Raw genomic sequence first — 19,019 nt, 5'->3', positions numbered from 1 at the left:
AGTGAGGAGTTTTGAATGCGGAGTGAGGAGTGTTTTTTTATTAATCCTTTAGTTTTCTAAATAAGCTCATTTCTCAAAGCTTAAAGCTAAAAAATCTCAAGCAATTTCTTAATTTCAGCCTTTACTTTATCCTCATTATCAAACCAATATTCTTCTAAAAGCGGAGCGATTTCTAGGTTTACAATCCTGCGATACCATTTACGTGTATCATCTTCATTAGCAAAAGTTGAAAAATAACTATGCCCAATCTGAAATCCTTTTTGTAGGTTTTTATCGTTGGCAATCACTTGATTCAATTGTGTAATAGCTTTACTGATATTTTCAGCAAAATTTCTTTCAACACCTTTTTGTACTAAGTACGCTACAAACTTTTGATTGAAAAGAGGCTCAAGATTAATAAAGGCAAAGCGTCTTCTTAAGGCGTAATCAATCATTGCCAAAGAGCGGTCTGCTGTATTCATCGTGCCGATGATGTATAAATTATCAGGCACATAAAACGGTTCAGAGTCTTTATCGCCATAAGTCAATGGCATTTCATTGGCTCGTCCACGTTTGTCAGATTCAATCAGGAGTAACAATTCACCAAAAATTTTGCTCAGATTACCACGGTTTATTTCATCAATAATAAAAAAATGGTCAATACCTGCATTGCGTTGAGCCTGTCTGCAAAACTCATAAAATACCCCATTTTTCAGTTTAAAACCTCCTTCACCATCAGGACGTAGCCCTTGGATAAAGTCTTCATAAGAATATGACTGGTGAAACTGCACCATTTTTATCCTAGAATCATCCTGAGTACCGACCAAAGTATAAGCTAGCCTTTTAGCAATAAAGGTTTTGCCCACCCCTGGAGGGCCTTGAAGAATAATATTTTTCTTGTATTTCAACGTATCGAGTATCTCTTCAAATTGCTCTTCATCCATAAATAGGTCGACTAAAGCATCCTTTTTTTCATAAGGTATCAACACATCTTCTCCCATCATTGCTTCTTTCTGCTCATCAATCATGGCCTGAATGGCCTCAAATTCATCCTCGGTAATTTTGAATAAACTTCCCTGATTGTTTTTATTCTTTAATACTTCCGAATCTTTAAAGAAATGAATGGATTTTAGCTCAATCCAATCGATAGGTTCGGGTACTCGTTCTTTCATTTTGAAAGAAATTATTTCTCCAAAATGAGGGTCGACGTGAAGTGGCTCTGTAATCTCAAAAATTGCTTTTATTTGTTTTACAGGCGTAGATTCATACCCGATTACTAAATCCCCTTTCTTTACGGCCTCGAAATACTTATAGATACGTCTTTTATGGTCAAACTCATTGTGCGAAGCATAAGCCTGTACTTGCTCAGGCTTGAGCGAGTCTATCGACCAAATACGAGGATTGGCATTCAACCACCAATAATTTCTAGCATTTTTTTGAGGCATCTCCATATAAAATTTATACAAATATAGGCAAAAAAAACAGCCTGAAATCAAGGTGAAATCAGGCTGTTTTTTCAGGTAATTATCGTTTATCCATTCAATTCGATTGGCTCGCTATGGTCGTTCAGAAATTTAAAATCTGTAATACCAAAGGACGTATCCTGAATTAAATTCACCCATGTTTTATATTTAAAGAACCACTTCATACGAATTGAAGGGAAACCTTTTGTAAAATAAGCATGTAAAAATGGATGAAGTAAAATAGTTGGTTTTTTCTCGTTTTGTTTCTCTAGAATATGTTCAAGATGATGCTCTATAATATCCGAAATAGCAATACTTGCCGTAATCTTGCCAGTTCCGCCACAAGTCGGACAGTTTTCAGCTGTTACCACATTCATTTCAGGACGAACCCGCTGACGTGTAATTTGCATCAAACCAAACTTTGTTAAAGGCAAAATGGTGTATTTAGAACGGTCGGTTTTCATTTCATCCTTCATGATATCCTGAATCAATTTCTTGTTTTCAGGTCTTTTCATATCAATGAAGTCAATGACAATAATTCCGCCCATATCTCTCAGTCTTAACTGACGAGCAATCTCTTTAGCAGCTTCACGGTTTACGCTCAGGGCTGTTGCTTCTTGGCCATCTTCGTTGTTAGATTTATTACCTGAGTTTACATCTATTACGTGTAAAGCTTCGGTATGTTCTACAATTAAATAACCTCCCTGCGGCAAACTTACTGAACGTCCAAACAACATTTTCAGTTGTTTTTCGATACCCAGTTGTTCAAATACTTTATTCTTCCCTTGGTGAAGTTTCACAATTTTTTCCTTTTCAGGAGCAATATTGGAAACATAATTGCGGGCTTCTTGAAACAGTTCGGGCGTATCAACGACAACGCTATCAAAATTCTCGTTTAATAAATCACGCAACATTGATGTTGCACGGCTCATCTCTCCGATTATCTTATCACGCGGTTTAGCACTTTTCAGTGCTTTCATTCCTGCATCCCATTTAGCGATGGATTCGCGGAGGTCTTTATCCAATTCCTCTACTTCTTTCCCTTCGGCTACTGTTCTTACAATCACTCCAAAATTCGCAGGTTTAATAGACGACATCAAACGTTGTAAACGCTGACGTTCAGCCTTTGCGGTAATTTTTTTGGAGATATTCACCCCATTTGAAAAAGGAACTAACACCGTATAACGCCCTGCGATAGAAATATCACAAGACAATCGAGGTCCTTTGGTCGAAATAGGTTCCTTCACAACTTGCACTAAAATTGGCGTATTTTTACTTAATACCTTATCAATTTTATCGTGCTTGTCAATTTCAGGTTCTAGCTTAAAGTTATCTAATCGTCCAGACTGTAATCTTTCAGCGATAACCTCTTTCGTAAATTTGTTTAAGGAATTGACGTTCGGACCTAAATCATGATAATGAAGAAAGGCGTCTTTCTCATAGCCAATATCGATAAAGGCAGCGTTCAATCCCGTTACCATCTTCTTGACTGTCCCGAGATAAATATCTCCGACAGAAAAGTGTGGTTCGGACTCCTCTAAGTGGTATTCCACAATACGCTTGTCTTGCAACAAAGCTATGCGGTCACCTTTGGGAGTCGAATTGATAATTAATTCATTACTCACAGGTGATTAAAGCATTTAGAAATGAAAGAGATATGAAGGACGTCGTAGTAGTGAGTATGCTTGCGTTAAGTCTTTAAAAATTTAGAAAATTCCAGATATGTGCGAGCCTAGAAAAAAAGGAAAAATCGATTTTTTATTAGGAGAATTATCACGACAAAAGGGTAATAATTATTAATTAAAATTGGTCTGAAATTTAATATTTTTAAATTGACTTTAATGAAGGTGACTTATCTTGGTTAAGCAAATGATTTTATTAAATAGCCTGATTAAACACTAAATAGAAAACAAAAAGCATTAGTAATTAATACTTAGTATTTTTTTAAAATCACTACATATCCCCAAAATGTCATGACCGAAAATTACATAAAAAACTGACAATGAAACCTTTATGTAATTAAACTTTTCTTTCAAACAATCAATCTCACAAAAACAACAAAAACAGGCAAATTCCACATAGGAGACTCTGCCTGTTTTTTGGGTACTAAGGCGAAAGGAAAAGACTGGTAATAAATATTTACTTTGCCCGTTTCCTTATGCCTTAACTACTTCTTCTTATGTCTACTTTTTCTAAGACGCTTCTTTCTTTTGTGCGTTGAGATCTTATGTCTCTTTCTTTTTTTTCCGCAAGGCATGATTCTAAAAGGTTTTAAATGTTAAAAATATGTTTAATGTTTTTGTATTTCTGATGCTAAAGAAGCTCGAAAAGTAATATTCAACATACAATATTACTTTAATTTTGACAAAATTTCATTAGCTGCTGCTTTTTCTTGTGAATCAGTACTATTCGCAAGCACTTTTTCTAGAATAGCTTTAGCCTCTTCTTTTCTGTCTAACTCAGCTAAGCAATATCCCAAATTCAAAGCTGCCTTTGAATTAGATGGGTTGTTCTTCAAAATTTGTTTAAAGCGTTCAACCGCTTTTCCAAACTGATTTGAACGAATAGAAAGTATGCCTAAACTGAACAAAGCTGGTTCATAATCTGGTTCCTTTGCAATTACTTCTCTCAACATTGTGATTCCCTGCATAGGGGTCGAAGTAGATACGTAAGTCATTGCCATGTTGGTTTTAGCCAACAAGTTTTCAGGATTTTTTGCCAAAACTTTACTAAAAATTTCTCTGGCCTTTTCCCCTAACACAGTAGTCTTTTCTGCTTGAAGCGAGTAGGTAAATGCTTCGTAATACAAATTACCTGCTTTCATCAAATTCGTTTCTGAGGGTTCGATTTTGTTGGCTACTTCCTCTGCATAATAAGCGGCACTATCAAAGCGAGTATATTCTACAAATTTAGCAATCAATTCGTCTCCCGCCTTCATTTTTACTTTCGCTGTGCTACCATTCAAATAACTCCCCTTCAATTGCGCAATCACACGTTGCTGTTCAACACTCAATGTAGCACCATGACTTTCGGCACTTTCTTGTGTTTTAGATGCTGCCATTTTATCGCGATTGGCAGTTGGTGCAGGGGTTTCTTCCGAAGTTTGCTCCAACTTTCTCTTCTCATCGTTCACAACTACTTTTGGTAAACTGTATAAACCTCCAACCAATCCGAAGGCAATAACGATGATAATGATAAAAGGCTTTTGCATGATTTTTTTAGTTTTTAAGCTATTAATTTATCTGTTAAGGTAAATGTTAAAAACCCTAATTACTGTTAAAGTGTTTCACACGGATAACAAAGAATTTGAACAGACAACTAAACTTAATCTATTTTGCGTTTGACTTAACCTGTTCTACAAAAGTTTTTGCAGGTTTGAAACTAGGAATAAAGTGTTCTGGAATCTCGATTGAAGTATTCTTAGAGATGTTACGAGCGATTTTGTGTGCTCTTTTCTTGTTTACAAAACTTCCGAAACCTCTTACATAAATTGGTTCACCATTTGAAAGGTTGTCTTTTACTACCGAAAAGAAAGACTCAATTGCACTTGATACATCTGCTTTGTCGATACCAGTCTTGTCTGAAATTTCTGCGATTACGTCTGCTTTAGTCACTTTATTGAAAATTTTAGGATTAATAAAAAATATGTTAAACAAATAATGATTGGTTGCGTTTCAGCATTGAAAATAACGGTAGAGTTCACCTTGATTTTAGTGATGAAATCATTACTTTCGTAACCCCTTGATTATTAAGGGTCACAAAGGTACGGCTTTGGTTTGAATTATGAAAGAAACAAAAAAATATTATCCGAACTTTTTTTTCGTAATTGCTTAATTGTTAGCCGATTGCCAAAACTTAAATCCGTTCCCGAATATCAATTTTTAGATTAATTTCTTGGAAAAACAATAAATTCAGTCATTTTTAGTACAAAAGTCTATTTGCGAACAAACAAACTACTCATCCTTTGAAAAACGATTTTTTCTCAAAAAAAATTACGAATTGGTATCTTCAACACAAACGAGATTTACCTTGGCGAAACAGCCAAAACCCGTATTACATCTGGTTATCTGAAATTATTCTTCAACAAACCAGGGTAGCACAAGGCATGCCTTACTACTATAAATTCGTAAATGCCTTCCCTACTATCCAAGACTTAGCCAATGCCGAAGAAAACGAAGTATTGAGACTTTGGCAGGGTTTGGGGTATTATTCAAGGGCAAGGAATCTGCACAAAACAGCCAAAATGGTTGTTGAAGATTATAACGGTATATTTCCAGAAAAGTATTCAGAATTATTAAAATTAAAAGGAATTGGTACTTACACCGCCGCAGCTATTGCCTCTTTTTCTTCGGGCGAAAAAGTAGCTGTGCTGGATGGCAATGTGTATAGGGTACTCGCAAGGGTATTTGGTGAAACAACTGATATTTCGGGCAAGGATGCCAAAAAAGTATTTACCCAATTAGCCGAAAGCGTATTGCCAGATGATAATTCGGCGATGCACAATCAAGCCATTATGGAGTTCGGGGCGCTACAATGTACTCCTGCTTTGCCCAATTGTATGTTTTGTCCACTTTCTATGGAATGTATTGCTTATGCTACAGGACGCGTGGGGATACTTCCTGTAAAATCTAAAAAGATAAAAGTAAAAGAACGTTTTTTTAATTACTTTATCATTGAACAAAATGGTAATTTTGCCATGCGTAAACGAAAAGGAAGGGATGTTTGGGAAGGAATGTATGATTTTTATCTCAAAGAATGTGAAGAAAATATTCAAGATTTATTGTATCTTGCTACTGAAGATGTGTTCTTGACTGACCTTATGAAAAAATCATTAATCAAAAGAGAATCAATCACATACACTCATATACTTACTCATCAACGCATACAAACCAAATTTTGGCATTTAGAAGTACAAGAACATTTTCTTGTAGATTTGCCCCAAGAACTTGAATGGTACAGCCTCAATGAAGTAGACGATTTACCAAAATCAACCTTAGTAAACAATTACTTAAAAGAGTTTGTATTTTAATAGAAAATAAGTGTTCAATTTGAACTTTTTGTAGATATTTAACGATAAAATATAATATCAGTTCCTATCGACAAATTTGTAACTTGAACTGTTTTTCATTAAATTCACATAGGTTCTCAAACTTTTAAAACAATTAAACAATGGCTGGTGTAAACAAAGTAATTCTGCTAGGACGATTGGGTGCTGACCCAGAAGTAAGATCACTCCCTAGTGGTTCTAAAGTAACAACTTTTAGTATAGCAACTTCTGAAGCTTATAATAATAGAGATGGACAGAGAGTTGAACAAACAGAATGGCATAGAATAGAACTTTGGGATAATTTAGCCAACATTGCAGAGCAATACCTTCATAAAGGAGATTCTGTATATGTTGAAGGTAAAATTCGTACCGAAGAATATACTGACAAAGATAATATCGTCAGAAAAACAACTAAGATTAGAGGTACTTCTATGACTTTGGTAGGTGGCAGAAGTAATGAAGGAGGCTCTGAAAGTGCTCAGACAGTACCTGCGCAACAATCACGCCCTGCACCAGAAAGAACGCCTGCTCCGACTCCTGAATTCAGTAGCAATACTGGTAGTGACGATAGTGATGATTTACCATTTTAAATTATAAGTTAGTTAGTGATTGAAGATTGGTAATTAGTATGTTTGCTTTCAGAACTATCAGACAAAAAAGTATCTAAACAATTAATTACCAATCATTACCATTTAATCACTAAAGCACTAAAACCCATTATATTTTGGAAACCCGATTATCCGACGAACCTCACCCGATTTTGGTGCTTTTAGCCCAAGTTGAAAGCACCTCATCTTACAGCGTTTATGGCATCAATGCGTTGATTCTATTAGGCTTATTAATGTTATCAGCCCTGTTGGCTGGCTCTGAAGTCGCATTCTTTTCATTATCTTCTGACGAACGTGCTGCTTGCCGTGAAAGTGATAGTGGAACAGAAAGAACTATATCTAAATTACTAGACAAACCACAGCTACTACTAGCTACTTTATTAATTTCCATCAATTTAGTAAACATTACCTTTATCACGATTGCTACTTATGTAACCGAGCAAGTAGTAGGCGAAAAAGAAAAGGAAGGCTTAGTGGCTACCTTAGTACTATTGGTAGGGGTTACTTTTATCATTACTTTTTTTGGCGAATTAATTCCTAAAGTATGGGCTCAGCAAAACAACCTCCGCTTTGCTAAAATAACGGCTCCTTTATTAGAAATTGCTACAATCATCTTTCAACCTTTGTCTTCGCTATTGCTGGGTATCAGTAATATCATCGAAAAAAGAGTGGAACGAAAGGGCTATACCATCACTGCCGACGAACTAAACCATGCCCTAGAAATTACGACGGGTAAAGACACATCAGAACAAGAAAAAGACCTTTTAAAAGGCATTGTAAACTTTGGCAGTACCTCGGCCAAAAGTGTAATGCGTTCGAGAAGAGATATTACGGCCTTTGATATTGCTTTTGACTTTCATGAATTGATGGATAAAATCAACAAATCTGGTTATTCGCGTGTGCCAGTTTATAAAGAAACTGTTGATAAAATAGAGGGTATTTTATATATCAAAGACCTTTTGCCACATCTGGAAAAAGACGAGCATTTTAAATGGCAAGATTTACTACATCAAACTTTTTTCATTCCAGAAAGTAAAAAGATTGACGACTTGCTATACGATTTTCAAGAAAAAAGAGTGCACATGGCGGTTGTAGTAAACGAATACGGCGAAACAGAAGGCATTGTGACAATGGAGGATATTATCGAGGAGATAGTAGGTGATATTCATGATGAGTCAGATGTAGAAGATTTAGGCTATGTGAAGTTAAAAGATGGCTCTTTTGAATTTGAAGGCAAAGTTTCGTTGAATGATGTATGCCGTGCACTGAGTGTGGATAATGATTATTTTGATAAAGCCCGAGGAGATAGTGAATCATTGGCGGGTCTGTTGATTGAGTTATTTACTCGCTTGCCTCATGCTGGCGAAGAAGTGGAGTATGACAAATACAAATTTAGAATTTCTTCAGTAGATACTCGTAGAATCAAGAAAGTAAAAGTAACGCTTAAAGTGGAGGAAGAACCAAATCCATCTCCGCAAGAAGTTGAATAGGCTTTGCAAAATTAATCTTAATATGAAAAAGCTTATTTTCTTATGGCTACTATCATTGGTGGCTTGCGAAAAAAAACCTACCCCAATTACGGTTAGTGACAACTTCGACAATCCGATAGATGTAGGATTAATCGAAAACAAATCTATCGACGAAGCCTCAGGGTTAATAGCAAGTCAGAAAAACAAAGGCTACCTCTGGACACATAACGATAGTGGAGATAGCAATCGGATTTTTTTGATAGATAAATCAGGTAAAGGCTTGTATGAGTTTTTTTTACAAGGTGCTACAAATAGAGATTGGGAGGCTATTGCGATGGCTACCTTTCCAGAGGGTTCGTATTTGTACATTGGCGAGATTGGTGACAATAATGCTCAATACGGCGAATATGCTATTTATAAAGTAGCAGAACCTACTATTGCAGCGAATACACCAACTGTCAACACGTTGACTAACGTTCAAAAAATTACGTTTAAATATCCCGACGGTGCAAGAGATGCTGAGTGTATGCTGATTGACCAAGAAACAAAGGATATTTACATATTAAGCAAAAGAGAAAAAAACCAACGACTTTATAGAATTCCTTATCCACAGTCTTTTTCGCAAACAATTACGGCCGAATTTATAGAAGAGGTTTCATTTTCAGTAGCTAGCAATCAAGGATTTTATATTACAGATGGGAGTATTTCTGCTGATAATCAAGAAATACTTATCAAGAATTATCTGCAAGTATTTCACTGGCGACGCCAAACCAATGAAAGTATTCCGACGGCCTTGAAACGTGCGGGTAGTTTGTTGCCTTATACAGCCGAACCACAGGGAGAAGGCATTAGCTTTAGTAATGATGGTTCAAGCTTTTATACCATCAGCGAGGAAAGCGACAATAAAATTCCAGTGCATTTATATCAGAGCAAACGCAAATAAGAATGCAGTTATAGTAAAATCACTAGAGAGGGACTTAAGTCCCTCTCTAGTGATTTTAAGACATTTTTAATGTGTGGGCTTATCTGGTACTGGAGCCGACGCATGAAAATTTTGATAAATACGATGGGCGTAATCATCTAAAATTTCAATGACTCTTTCTCTATTATCTGATTTCACAATCATACCAATGTGATATTCTTCGTTCATTCTCCAATAAATCTCTGGCGCATCAAATCCTGCTAAATTGGGATATTGCTGTCTGGTTAAAGAAATAATAATTCCAGAATAATTATTTTCAACAGGCGGCAACGTATATTCTTCTTTTTTGGCTACAGCCGTTTCAATATTTGCCCATTCTCGCCATAGATTAATCCCTGATGAAGCCTCAACCATTTCAGCGAGGTTCGCCCCTCCTACCCTTGACGCCGTTTCTAAAAAGATAATCTCACCCGTTTCATGGTCTTTGATAAATTCTGAATGAGTAGCAGAATAATTCATACCAAAGGCTTTCATTACTTGGGCATTAGCTTCTTGTAAGGCAAGGTCGAGCTCAGAACCAATAGGTACCGTGACAGAACGGAAAATGCCTCCGCCATGTGCCACTTCCATCGGTGTTGAGAGGTATTGACTTGAACGCGTAAATACAAATTCACTTTTTAAAGAAATTGAATCTACATGAAATACATCCCCAGGCTTGAATTGTTCAACCAAATATTCATGGCGACGGTCACCCAAATAATGAACTACCTCCCATAATTGTTCGGAATTATATACTTTTCTAATCCCTGTAGCAGAGGCCTCTGAACGAGGTTTTATGACACACGGATAGGTTACTTTCTGGGTAAATTCAAAAATATCATTATCATTAAATAAGCTTGAAAACATAGGTACTTTTATACCAGCATCCTCAGCTTTCATCCGCATAGCTAATTTATCCCTAAAATGTCGGCCAGTGGTTTGTCCCATACCCGGAATACGGAAATGTTCTCGCAAATGAGCCGCCTTTTCTACATCAAAATCATCTAAAGCCACAATTCTATCTACCTTTCTTGAACGCATCATATAGGCTAAGCCTAGAATGACCTCGTTCATATCAATAGAACCGTCGGCTTTTTCTTCAACGTAAAATATTTCATCAATAAATTCTCGAACCCAAGGTTTATGTTCTAGCTTTTTATTCGTCAATAAATACACCTTGTTTCCAGCTTGTTTACAAGCTCGCAAAAACTCATTCCCTTTAAAATAAGTAGAAATACAAAGAAAAGAAAGCGTTGATGACATAGTTTATCAGGATTAAATAGATTTTGCAATTAATTAAAATTAATAAAATCAACGGATTAAGCCAAGAAAGTACTAACTATATTTTACTTAAAAAATCGACTAATAGTCTTACTCCAAAAGCCGTTCCAGTTCTGTGCGGAGCAAACTCTGTGTCACCAAAGGCTGTTCCTGCAATATCTAAATGAGCCCACTTTGGATGATTATCAGTAAATACTTCTAAGAATTTTGCCGCAGAGATAGCCCCAGCCATTGGCTTACCCGAATAGTTGCGAACATCGGCAATATCCGAAGTAATGTCTTCTTTATACACATCCCACAAAGGCAAACGCCATAGTCGTTCTCCTGTCTCGGTAGCAGATTGGTTCAGAGTATCGGCTAATTCATCATTACTCGTAAACATACCCGCAGCATGATAGCCCAACGTGGCCACGCAACTACCTGTCAGCGTGGCTAAATCTATGATAGTATCCACCTTAAAATTCTTGGTTAGGTAACTTAAGCCATCTGCCAGAATCAATCTTCCTTCGGCGTCAGTATCAATCACCTCAATCGTTTTTCCAGCATAAGAATTTATTACATCGCTTGGTTTGAACGATTTGCCATCTACCGCATTTTCGCAAGCAGGTATGATACTTATTAAATGTACAGGTAATTCAAGCTTGGCGGCTAATTCTATCGCACCAAAAACAGCAGCGGCACCTCCCATATCCGACTTCATCAAGTGCATATTAGTCGACGATTTTATGGATATTCCACCAGTATCAAAAGTTACACCCTTGCCTACTAAACCCACTGTTTGTGTAGCTTTGGGCGAACGATATTCCATGATAATCAACATCGGGGGATGTTCGCTACCTTGCCCTACCGCTAAAAGGGCATTTAATTTCTGGGTATTCAACTGCTGTTTTTCAAGCACCTTTACTGAATAATTATATTTTTCGCCAGATGCTAACGCCCATTTCGCTAAAGTATGCGGTATTTTTTTATTAGCAGGGGCATTCATCAAATCAAACATCTGCATTTGTGTTTCGGCAATTGCTTTTCCTTTTTGAATGAAGGCATCTAAATTTTTCAATTCACTGATGATATTCAGTGTTCCTTCATTCCCCAACAGTGGAATATTGGCTTTATCATCCGTTTTATATAACCCAAAATCATAAGTACCCAATATACAGCCATTCACAAGGTATTCAACCCATGCTTCGGGCAATGTTCTGGCATCAATACACACTGTGTTGGGTAGCTTTGTTTTTTGTTCGTGAATCAGTTTCCTGAATGCACGAATAATATCAGCAGTGTTGGGATTTTTTCCTAAACCCAACAATATTACTTTCTGATGCTGAGCAGAATACACTACATGAATTTCTTTGAAATCTGCCTTAAAGTCTTGTTTGAGCAACAGGGCATCTATTCCAAAATTTTGGGCTACTTTTTCTAGCTCATCCGTAGGCTCATTAGTCTGCAAAATCGGCACAATGATAGCTTTATCCTCCTGATTGAACTGACTAATAATATTAATCCTGATGTTATTTTTCATGTAAGTAGTTTATTTGTAGCAATGAGTGCTGAGCTGTGAGCAATAGGCTTTTTTTGTTATTAATGTTAGTAATATAAACAGCTTATAGCTCATTGCTTAAAGCAATAATATATAATATCAACAAAAAAAATGCCACCCTCAACAGGTGGCACTTCGTAATTACTTTCTATTATCCAATTTTAATACTCATCTTCGTTAAAGAAGAAATCATCTTTAGTAGGATAATCTGGCCAGATTTCTTCGATGCTTTCGTAAGGTTGACCGTCGTCTTCCAATTCTTGCAAATTTTCAACTACTTCAAGTGGCGATCCAGTACGGATGGCGAAATCGATTAGTTCATCTTTCGTGGCAGGCCATGGAGCATCTTCTAGATAGGATGCTAATTCAAGTGTCCAGTACATATTATATGAATTTGATTACAATTAATTACTAATTTAAAAAATAAAATACTGATTATAAGAGACTTATACAGCTATTATTTAACCTGTTTTTCTCAGGATTGCAAAAGTATACGTTTTTTATTTATGAAAAGCTTTTTTCTTTAAAATCTTGTGTTGAATTAACTAAATTTATTTGAAAAAAGTACATTTAAAGCTATAATTATTTACAATTTTGTAGCTATATTCTTTTATTATCCTGAAATTCAATAAAATACTATAATCTTCCTAAGAGATTAAATAAACATTAAATTTGTCCCAATGAAGTATTCAACCCTTACTTTACAACAAAAACCCCTCGTAGAAGTCTGTGCTTATTCTTTTGAATCGTGTGTAGCGGCAGAAAAAGCCCAAGCAAATAGAATAGAACTTTGTAGTTCAATGTTTGAAGGTGGTACTACGCCTTCGGCTGGTTTAGTAAAAATGGTCACTCAAAAAGTAAAACTTGGAATCAATGCGATGATTCGCCCTAGGGGTGGAGACTTTTGTTATACCGATGAAGAGATTGCTATCATGAAAGAGGATATACTTTCCATGAAAGCTTTAGGTTGTGCAGGTATCGTATTGGGAATTTTACACCCCGATGGCCGTGTAAACATTCAACAAACTGCTGAATTGGTAAAACTAGCCTCGCCTATGGAAGTAACTTTCCACAGAGCAATCGATATGACGCCTGATTATTCAGAAGCATTAGAAGCTATTATTGAAGCAGGTTGTGACAGAATATTAACTTCTGGTCAAAAGAATGTAGCGATAGATGGCATAGCACAAATTAAGGCTATCGTAGAACAGGCACAGGGAAGGATACAAATTATGGTGGGTAGTGGCATAAATCTGAGCAACGTCATACAAATTGCCCAAACAGGCGTGGATGCTATTCACCTAACAGGAAAATCTACCAGAGATTCGACGATGACTTTCCGAAAAGAAGGCATTGCAATGGGCGGTTTACCAGCAGTACCAGAGTATGAAATTGCTTATTCGGATAGTGAAAAAATAAAAGCGGTAGTAGATTTGCTCAGCCAAGAATTTCAAGTAAAAAAATGAAACAAAACCTTAAAATTTGAAGTATTTTTGATATACCTAATTACAATATTATTCGTTAGTAGGCTTGAAACTAAATTGCATTTAATTCTTTAAGGCAATATTATTCAATAACGACTTAAATAGATTTTCCTTAACTTTGAAGAACGGAAAATACTGATACAGACAAAATTGTCTTGAGAAATGTTTTTTTCTTCAATCTGCTATATATTAAATGATGAATTTTAATCTTCGATATATTTTTTCATTACTGGCTACTTTATTAATAATTAGTCAGTTTTCGTATGCCCAAAAACGTGAATCTTCTAAGAAAAAAGAAGAGCAATCGCAAGCTCAATTGCTTGAAGCAGAATCGTTTTTTACCGAAGGAATGAAGTTCTATATGATGGAAGACTATGACAAAGCGGTTGAATTTTATGAAAAGGCACTTGCTATCGTACCTGATAACAGCGGAATTTTGTATGCTTTGTCTAATAATTACCAAAAATTAAAAGACGAAAACAAGGCTATTTTATATGCTGAAAAAGCATTTCAACTGAATAGCGAAAACGAAGCGTATGGAGAGTTATTGGCAGACTTGTATGTCAGAAAACAAAAATATGATGCAGCAGCAAGGGTATATCAAAACCTCATTGCCCTGAATCCTTCAAAATCTGAATTATATGTAGCGCAAGCCGCCGTTTATATTTTCGATAATCACTTTGATGAGGCACTGAAATCATACAGCCGAGCTGAAAAAATCATTGGTATTAATGAAGAAATTACGCGTCAGAAACAGATGGTTTTGGTAAAAATCGGTAAAGTAGATGAAGCCATAAAAGAAGGCGAAAAACTAATTTTATCAGACCCTGAAGAAATTGATTATAATATAGACCAAGCAGAATTGCTGATGTCGAACAAACGTAATGAGCAAGCCATTCCATATCTTGAGAAGATTCTGAAAATGAATCCTGAAAATGCACAGGCTCATATCATGTTAGCACAGTTGTATCAGGAAAAAGGAGAAATTGATAAATGTAATCGTGAGTTAGAATTAGCTTTTGCCGATGCCAGCCTTGATGCTACCACGAAGGCACGTATCCTGATTGGTTACATGAACATGGCCAAAGATGAAAAATCAAAACAAACAGCATTTAATTTGGTGAAGGTATTGATTAAGGCTAATCCACAAGACCCAAAATCTCATGCTATTTATGGTGATTTGCTTTTTCAAAAAGGTGATGAGAAATCAGCCAGAGATGAGTATGTAAAAGCAGCTAGGCTGGATAAATCTATCAATGAAGTTTGGGGAAATATCATCAACATTGATTTTAAGTTAAGACAAATAGATAGCGCCATTGTTCATAGCGAAGAAGCCATAGAGGTTTTTCCAAATCAATCTGCATTTTGGTATTTGAATGGTTCGGCATATTATCAAAAAAGAAATCATAACAAAGCGGCAGAGTCGTTAGAAGAAGCTAGACGACTAACACCCACAAATTCTGAGTTATTCCAACACATCAATGCGCTATTGGGTGATACTTATAATAGTTTAAGTAAATATCAGAAGTCGGATGAAGCCTATGAGGCTGCCCTAAAAGCTGACCCAAACAATGACCATGTACTGAATAACTATAGTTATTTCCTATCTTTAAGAAAAGATAAACTGGAATTAGCCGCTGAAATGGGTGCAAGACTGGTGGAAAAGCATCCAGATAATGGTACGTATTTGGATACGTATGCTTGGGTACTTTATGTGATGAAAGACTATAACAAGGCTAGAATCTATTTAGAAAGAGCCGTTGTTCAGAATAAAAGTAATAGTGGTACAATTGTAGAACATTATGGTGATGTGCTTTTTCAATTAGGTGAAAAAGAAAAAGCTGTAGAACAGTGGAAGAAAGCTAAAACCATAGGTACAACCAGTACATTAATCGACAAAAAAATTGCGGAAATGAAATTAATAGAATAGATATTCAAATCAGTAAGCTATTAATTACCTAATCTTAAAATATGAAACATTACTCATTAATGCTCTTAGCGTTTACATTTTTTATTGCTTCTTGTAAACGTCAACATATCAATAAAACCTCCGATGCTTCGTCTATTGATTCATTAAAAGTAGCTGAGACGAAGCCAGTAATTGATTCCCTGACTATCATACCATCTTCTAAACCAGAAGTAACTGTAACAGAGGAAGAAAAAGTTAAAATCGATGAGATTGATTTTAAATACTTAAAAGCAAAAGCAAAAGTTTCGTACAAATCTCCTAATGATAACCAAAGCTTTACTGTTGATATCAGGATGCGTAAAGACAGTTTAATTTGGATGAACGTATCAGCATTTGGTATTACAGTGGCTACAGCGCTTTTCAATGATAGCGTTGTAAAGCTTTACGATAAATACCATGGAGAATACAAAGAATATACGTATGATGACTTTGCCGAAAAATTCAACTTCAAGGTAAGCTATGATATTTTACAAGCTTTGGTGGTCGGGAATCGTCCCTTCAAAAAAAATAAATCCAGAGTAGTGCGTAGCAATGAATACTTTTTATTAAAACAAGAAGAAAACAAAGTATTGATAGATAATTATATTGGAGAAAATAAAAAGCTAAAAAAAATCTTGCTTACACAAGAAGATACAAGTAATAAACTAACTTTAGACTTTGATGACTTTACGACATTGAATCAGTTTTTATTTCCTCAATCAAGCTTAATCACGCTAGATTATCAGTCGAAGGAAGATCAAAAAATGTATCAAACCGTTGTTAATATCAAGCACACAAAGGTTGAATTATTAGACACTCCTTTGGAATTTCCATTTAGAGTACCCGAAAAACTTCTAAATAAAAATTAAAACTTTATCAAAAAGTTGAATTTACATATCAGTAATCATCAAGCAGCCCTAAAATTCGTTTCAGGACTGCTTCTTGTTTTGTTATATTTCATTCCCAACCTATCAATTGCACAAAATTCAACCCTTGCTAAAAGGAAAAAGTTGGAGGCTGCCAAGCAAGAGAATATCCAGAAGATTCAGGAAATCAATAAAATCATTGAAAAAACTGAACAGAAAAAAGAGGCAAGTGTAGGTAAACTTAATGCCTTAGGAGAAAGAATTGATAAACAAGCCAAACAGATTGACATCATTTCTGAAAATCAGCAATTACTTCAAAATGAAGCCGAAGAACTAAAAAAGGCTACAGGGAAACTCTCGGGAAATCTTGAAGAATTAAAGGCAGAATATGCCAAAATGGTTTTTACAGCAGCTAAAACCAGTAATAAAGTAAACAAGCTAAGTTTTTTGTTTTCTTCTGCAAATTTCAACCAACTGATTCGTCGTTATAAATACCTTCAACAATATTCTTCAGCACGCGAAAAACAAGCAGTTTTAATACAACAAGTACGTTCGGAATTATTGACAGAACAAGTAAAAATCTTGCAAAAGAAACAAGAGCAAGATGCTGTTTTGCGTGAAAAGATTACAGAAACACAAAATTTACAAGTATTAAAAGGAAAACAAACAGAAGTAGTTACGGAATTAAGCCAGAAAGAAAAAAGCCTAAGAGCACAATTGGAAGCTAATAAAAAGGTAGTAGAGCGCTTAGAGACGATGATTGCTAAAATTGTAGAGCGTGAAATAAAACGCTCGCAAGAACGTGAGCAATTAGCCAATAGGCGTAATCAAAACAAGAAGCCTGTTATTACTTCAAATAGAAAAGCCATTGCCCTGAATGTGGAAGAAACAAGGTTGGCCACTTCTTTTTCGGCATTACGAGGCAGGATGCCTTGGCCTGTTAATTCTGGCTTTATTTCTAGTCGTTTTGGGGTACATAATCACCCTGTTTTGAAAGGAGTCAGAACAAACAATAATGGTATTGATATACAAACAAGTGCAGGGAATGATGTAAATGTAGTTTATGAAGGCGTTGTTCAGTCTGTGGTTTCTATTCCAGGAACTTATATGGTTGTAGCGATTCAGCATGGCGATTATTTTACCATTTATAGTAAATTATCTAACGTATCAGTAAGAAATGGACAAAAAGTAGGTGCTGGACAAAAAGTAGGTGAGGTTGCCTCTGATACTGATGGTACTTCGGAGTTAAATTTCCAAGTTTGGAAAACTTTTGATAAGCAAAATCCAGAAAATTGGCTTCGTCAGAAATAGATTTTAGAGACAGAATCGATGGGAAAATCATGCTATTATCTCAAAATGTTTCGCTAAAAAGCACCTAAATCCCTTATTTTTTGATACTTTTGAAATTAGGCTTGAAAAGATTACACAAAAACCTTTAAAGTTCCAAGAGATTTCCTAATTTTGCAATCCGATTTTGAAGCTAGTAAAAAATGATTAGTTATTTGCTTTGTAAACTCATTATCAATTCATTATACAAGGATAAATAACCGACAACAAATAAAGATAAAAACCAACAATGACAAAGAAAGACGAAAAAACGCCACTTGATTTTTTGGAAACTGCTGATGGCTTAAAAAGCGAATTAGAGCATGACATTCATAAAGTTCAAGCGACTGTTGAAAAAAACAAAGGCGTAATTTATGGTGTAGCAGGTATATTGGTAGTGGCGATATTAGGTTATTTTGGCTACAAATATTACTTAACGACAAAAGACGAAGAAGGACAGGCAAAATTATTTAATGCTGTTTATCAATTTGAAGCAGACTCAAATAAAGTAGCTGCTAAAGAATTAGGTAAAATTGCTGATGATTTTGGTGGAAATACTGGAAATTTAGCAAGCTTCTATGCGGGTGTTGCTAATTTAAAAGAAGGTAAATTTGATGCAGCCATTGATCAGTTAAAATCATTCAGTAGCTCAGATTTATTGGTGCAGGCTCGTGCGTATTCTTTAATTGGAGATGCTTATACAGAAAAGAAAGCATATAGCGATGCTATAACATATTATAAAAAAGCTGCTGAATATAAGGCTAACAAATTCTTCACGCCTACATATTTAATGAAATTGGCTGCTGCTTATGAAGCAAACAACGAACAAAAAGAAGCGTTGGCTGTTTATACTGAAATTGTAGACAAATATGCAGAGTCGTCAGAATCCATCAACGCTAAGAAGTATAAAGCGGTGTTAGAAGGCTCTGTCTCAGAATAAAGGAATCAATAAAATATTGATACGAGAGGGATAAGAGCATAAGTTCTTATCCCTTTTTTTATAGTTATTAGTTTTAAACTTTCGTACACACGCTTTAATCCGTAAACTTT

16 protein-coding genes are annotated in these 19,019 nt (G+C 35.6%); 9 read left to right on the top strand and 7 right to left on the bottom strand.

The features are described from left to right. Positions 1-86: 86 nt before the first annotated feature. The 4 genes from AC07N0_RS05930 to AC07N0_RS05915 form a co-directional block, all read right to left on the bottom strand. Positions 87-1,424 (bottom strand): AAA family ATPase, encoded by a 1,338-nt coding sequence (locus AC07N0_RS05930; protein ID WP_494588480.1) that lies wholly within the window; start codon positions 1,422-1,424, stop codon positions 87-89. Positions 1,425-1,510: 86 nt separating this feature from the next. Beyond that, complete coding sequence (locus AC07N0_RS05925; RefSeq protein WP_309922564.1) at positions 1,511-3,067, bottom strand: Rne/Rng family ribonuclease; 1,557 nt, start codon at positions 3,065-3,067, stop codon at positions 1,511-1,513. A gap of 725 nt (positions 3,068-3,792) precedes the next feature. Further along, the gene (locus tag AC07N0_RS05920) at positions 3,793-4,653 is read right to left on the bottom strand and encodes a tetratricopeptide repeat protein (RefSeq protein WP_494588479.1); all 861 of its coding nucleotides are present in this window, start codon (positions 4,651-4,653) and stop codon (positions 3,793-3,795) included. 118 nt (positions 4,654-4,771) lie between these two features. Next, positions 4,772-5,068, bottom strand: coding sequence for an HU family DNA-binding protein (locus tag AC07N0_RS05915; protein WP_492803641.1), 297 nt, complete (start codon positions 5,066-5,068; stop codon positions 4,772-4,774). A gap of 338 nt (positions 5,069-5,406) precedes the next feature. Between AC07N0_RS05915 and mutY the strand changes: the two genes are divergently transcribed. From mutY to AC07N0_RS05895, 4 genes are all read left to right on the top strand, one after another. Continuing rightward, a complete protein-coding gene (gene mutY, locus AC07N0_RS05910) occupies positions 5,407-6,471 on the top strand; it encodes an A/G-specific adenine glycosylase (protein ID WP_494588478.1) in 1,065 nt (354 codons plus the stop codon). A 140-nt stretch (positions 6,472-6,611) separates the two neighbouring features. Next, complete coding sequence (locus tag AC07N0_RS05905) at positions 6,612-7,079, top strand: single-stranded DNA-binding protein (protein WP_494588477.1); 468 nt, start codon at positions 6,612-6,614, stop codon at positions 7,077-7,079. Positions 7,080-7,213: 134 nt separating this feature from the next. Further along, positions 7,214-8,587, top strand: a complete 1,374-nt coding sequence (gene gldE, locus AC07N0_RS05900) for a gliding motility-associated protein GldE (protein WP_492801436.1) — start codon at positions 7,214-7,216, stop codon at positions 8,585-8,587. A 22-nt stretch (positions 8,588-8,609) separates the two neighbouring features. Further along, a complete protein-coding gene (locus AC07N0_RS05895) occupies positions 8,610-9,509 on the top strand; it encodes a hypothetical protein (protein WP_494588476.1) in 900 nt (299 codons plus the stop codon). A 66-nt stretch (positions 9,510-9,575) separates the two neighbouring features. Here the strand turns inward: AC07N0_RS05895 and AC07N0_RS05890 are convergent, their stop codons facing one another. The 3 genes from AC07N0_RS05890 to AC07N0_RS05880 all read right to left on the bottom strand — a co-directional run bounded on the left by AC07N0_RS05890 (position 9,576) and on the right by AC07N0_RS05880 (position 12,728). Beyond that, on the bottom strand, positions 9,576-10,790 hold the full coding sequence (locus AC07N0_RS05890) for an ATP-grasp domain-containing protein (RefSeq protein WP_494588475.1): 1,215 nt from the start codon (positions 10,788-10,790) through the stop codon (positions 9,576-9,578). 76 nt (positions 10,791-10,866) lie between these two features. Beyond that, a complete protein-coding gene (locus AC07N0_RS05885) occupies positions 10,867-12,327 on the bottom strand; it encodes a leucyl aminopeptidase family protein (RefSeq protein ID WP_494588474.1) in 1,461 nt (486 codons plus the stop codon). Positions 12,328-12,506: 179 nt separating this feature from the next. Beyond that, entirely contained in the window at positions 12,507-12,728 is a 222-nt protein-coding gene (locus tag AC07N0_RS05880; protein WP_092018230.1) for a DUF2795 domain-containing protein, read from the bottom strand. Between the two features lie 297 nt (positions 12,729-13,025). Between AC07N0_RS05880 and AC07N0_RS05875 the strand changes: the two genes are divergently transcribed. The 5 genes from AC07N0_RS05875 (at position 13,026) to AC07N0_RS05855 (ending at position 18,909) form a co-directional block, all read left to right on the top strand. Beyond that, positions 13,026-13,811, top strand: coding sequence for a copper homeostasis protein CutC (locus AC07N0_RS05875; protein WP_494588473.1), 786 nt, complete (start codon positions 13,026-13,028; stop codon positions 13,809-13,811). A 211-nt stretch (positions 13,812-14,022) separates the two neighbouring features. Continuing rightward, the gene (locus tag AC07N0_RS05870) at positions 14,023-15,759 is read left to right on the top strand and encodes a tetratricopeptide repeat protein (protein WP_494588472.1); all 1,737 of its coding nucleotides are present in this window, start codon (positions 14,023-14,025) and stop codon (positions 15,757-15,759) included. A gap of 41 nt (positions 15,760-15,800) precedes the next feature. After that, a complete protein-coding gene (gene lolB1 / locus AC07N0_RS05865; RefSeq protein ID WP_494588471.1) occupies positions 15,801-16,646 on the top strand; it encodes a lipoprotein insertase outer membrane protein LolB1 in 846 nt (281 codons plus the stop codon). A gap of 15 nt (positions 16,647-16,661) precedes the next feature. Then, positions 16,662-17,954: a murein hydrolase activator EnvC family protein gene (locus AC07N0_RS05860; protein ID WP_494588470.1), complete on the top strand. Its 1,293-nt coding sequence runs from the start codon at positions 16,662-16,664 to the stop codon at positions 17,952-17,954. Positions 17,955-18,219: 265 nt separating this feature from the next. After that, positions 18,220-18,909, top strand: a complete 690-nt coding sequence (locus AC07N0_RS05855) for a tetratricopeptide repeat protein (RefSeq protein ID WP_492801428.1) — start codon at positions 18,220-18,222, stop codon at positions 18,907-18,909. The last annotated feature ends 110 nt before the right edge of the window (positions 18,910-19,019 follow it).

The organism is Arcicella sp. GW821-FHT09D11 (genome assembly GCF_059416265.1).
This window is presented reverse-complemented; position numbering and strand designations above follow the sequence as displayed.

Bases quoted from the DNA above. Each gene is read 5' to 3' on its own strand.
- AC07N0_RS05880 (WP_092018230.1), bottom strand. From the start codon at position 12,728: ATGTACTGGACACTTGAATTAGCATCCTATCTAGAAGATGCTCCATGG.
- AC07N0_RS05895 (WP_494588476.1), top strand. From the start codon at position 8,610: ATGAAAAAGCTTATTTTCTTATGGCTACTATCATTGGTGGCTTGCGAA.
- AC07N0_RS05930 (WP_494588480.1), bottom strand. From the start codon at position 1,424: ATGCCTCAAAAAAATGCTAGAAATTATTGGTGGTTGAATGCCAATCCT.
- AC07N0_RS05920 (WP_494588479.1), bottom strand. From the start codon at position 4,653: ATGCAAAAGCCTTTTATCATTATCATCGTTATTGCCTTCGGATTGGTT.
- AC07N0_RS05905 (WP_494588477.1), top strand. From the start codon at position 6,612: ATGGCTGGTGTAAACAAAGTAATTCTGCTAGGACGATTGGGTGCTGAC.
- AC07N0_RS05875 (WP_494588473.1), top strand. From the start codon at position 13,026: ATGAAGTATTCAACCCTTACTTTACAACAAAAACCCCTCGTAGAAGTC.
- AC07N0_RS05870 (WP_494588472.1), top strand. From the start codon at position 14,023: ATGATGAATTTTAATCTTCGATATATTTTTTCATTACTGGCTACTTTA.
- AC07N0_RS05885 (WP_494588474.1), bottom strand. From the start codon at position 12,327: ATGAAAAATAACATCAGGATTAATATTATTAGTCAGTTCAATCAGGAG.
- lolB1 (WP_494588471.1), top strand. From the start codon at position 15,801: ATGAAACATTACTCATTAATGCTCTTAGCGTTTACATTTTTTATTGCT.
- AC07N0_RS05890 (WP_494588475.1), bottom strand. From the start codon at position 10,790: ATGTCATCAACGCTTTCTTTTCTTTGTATTTCTACTTATTTTAAAGGG.
- AC07N0_RS05855 (WP_492801428.1), top strand. From the start codon at position 18,220: ATGACAAAGAAAGACGAAAAAACGCCACTTGATTTTTTGGAAACTGCT.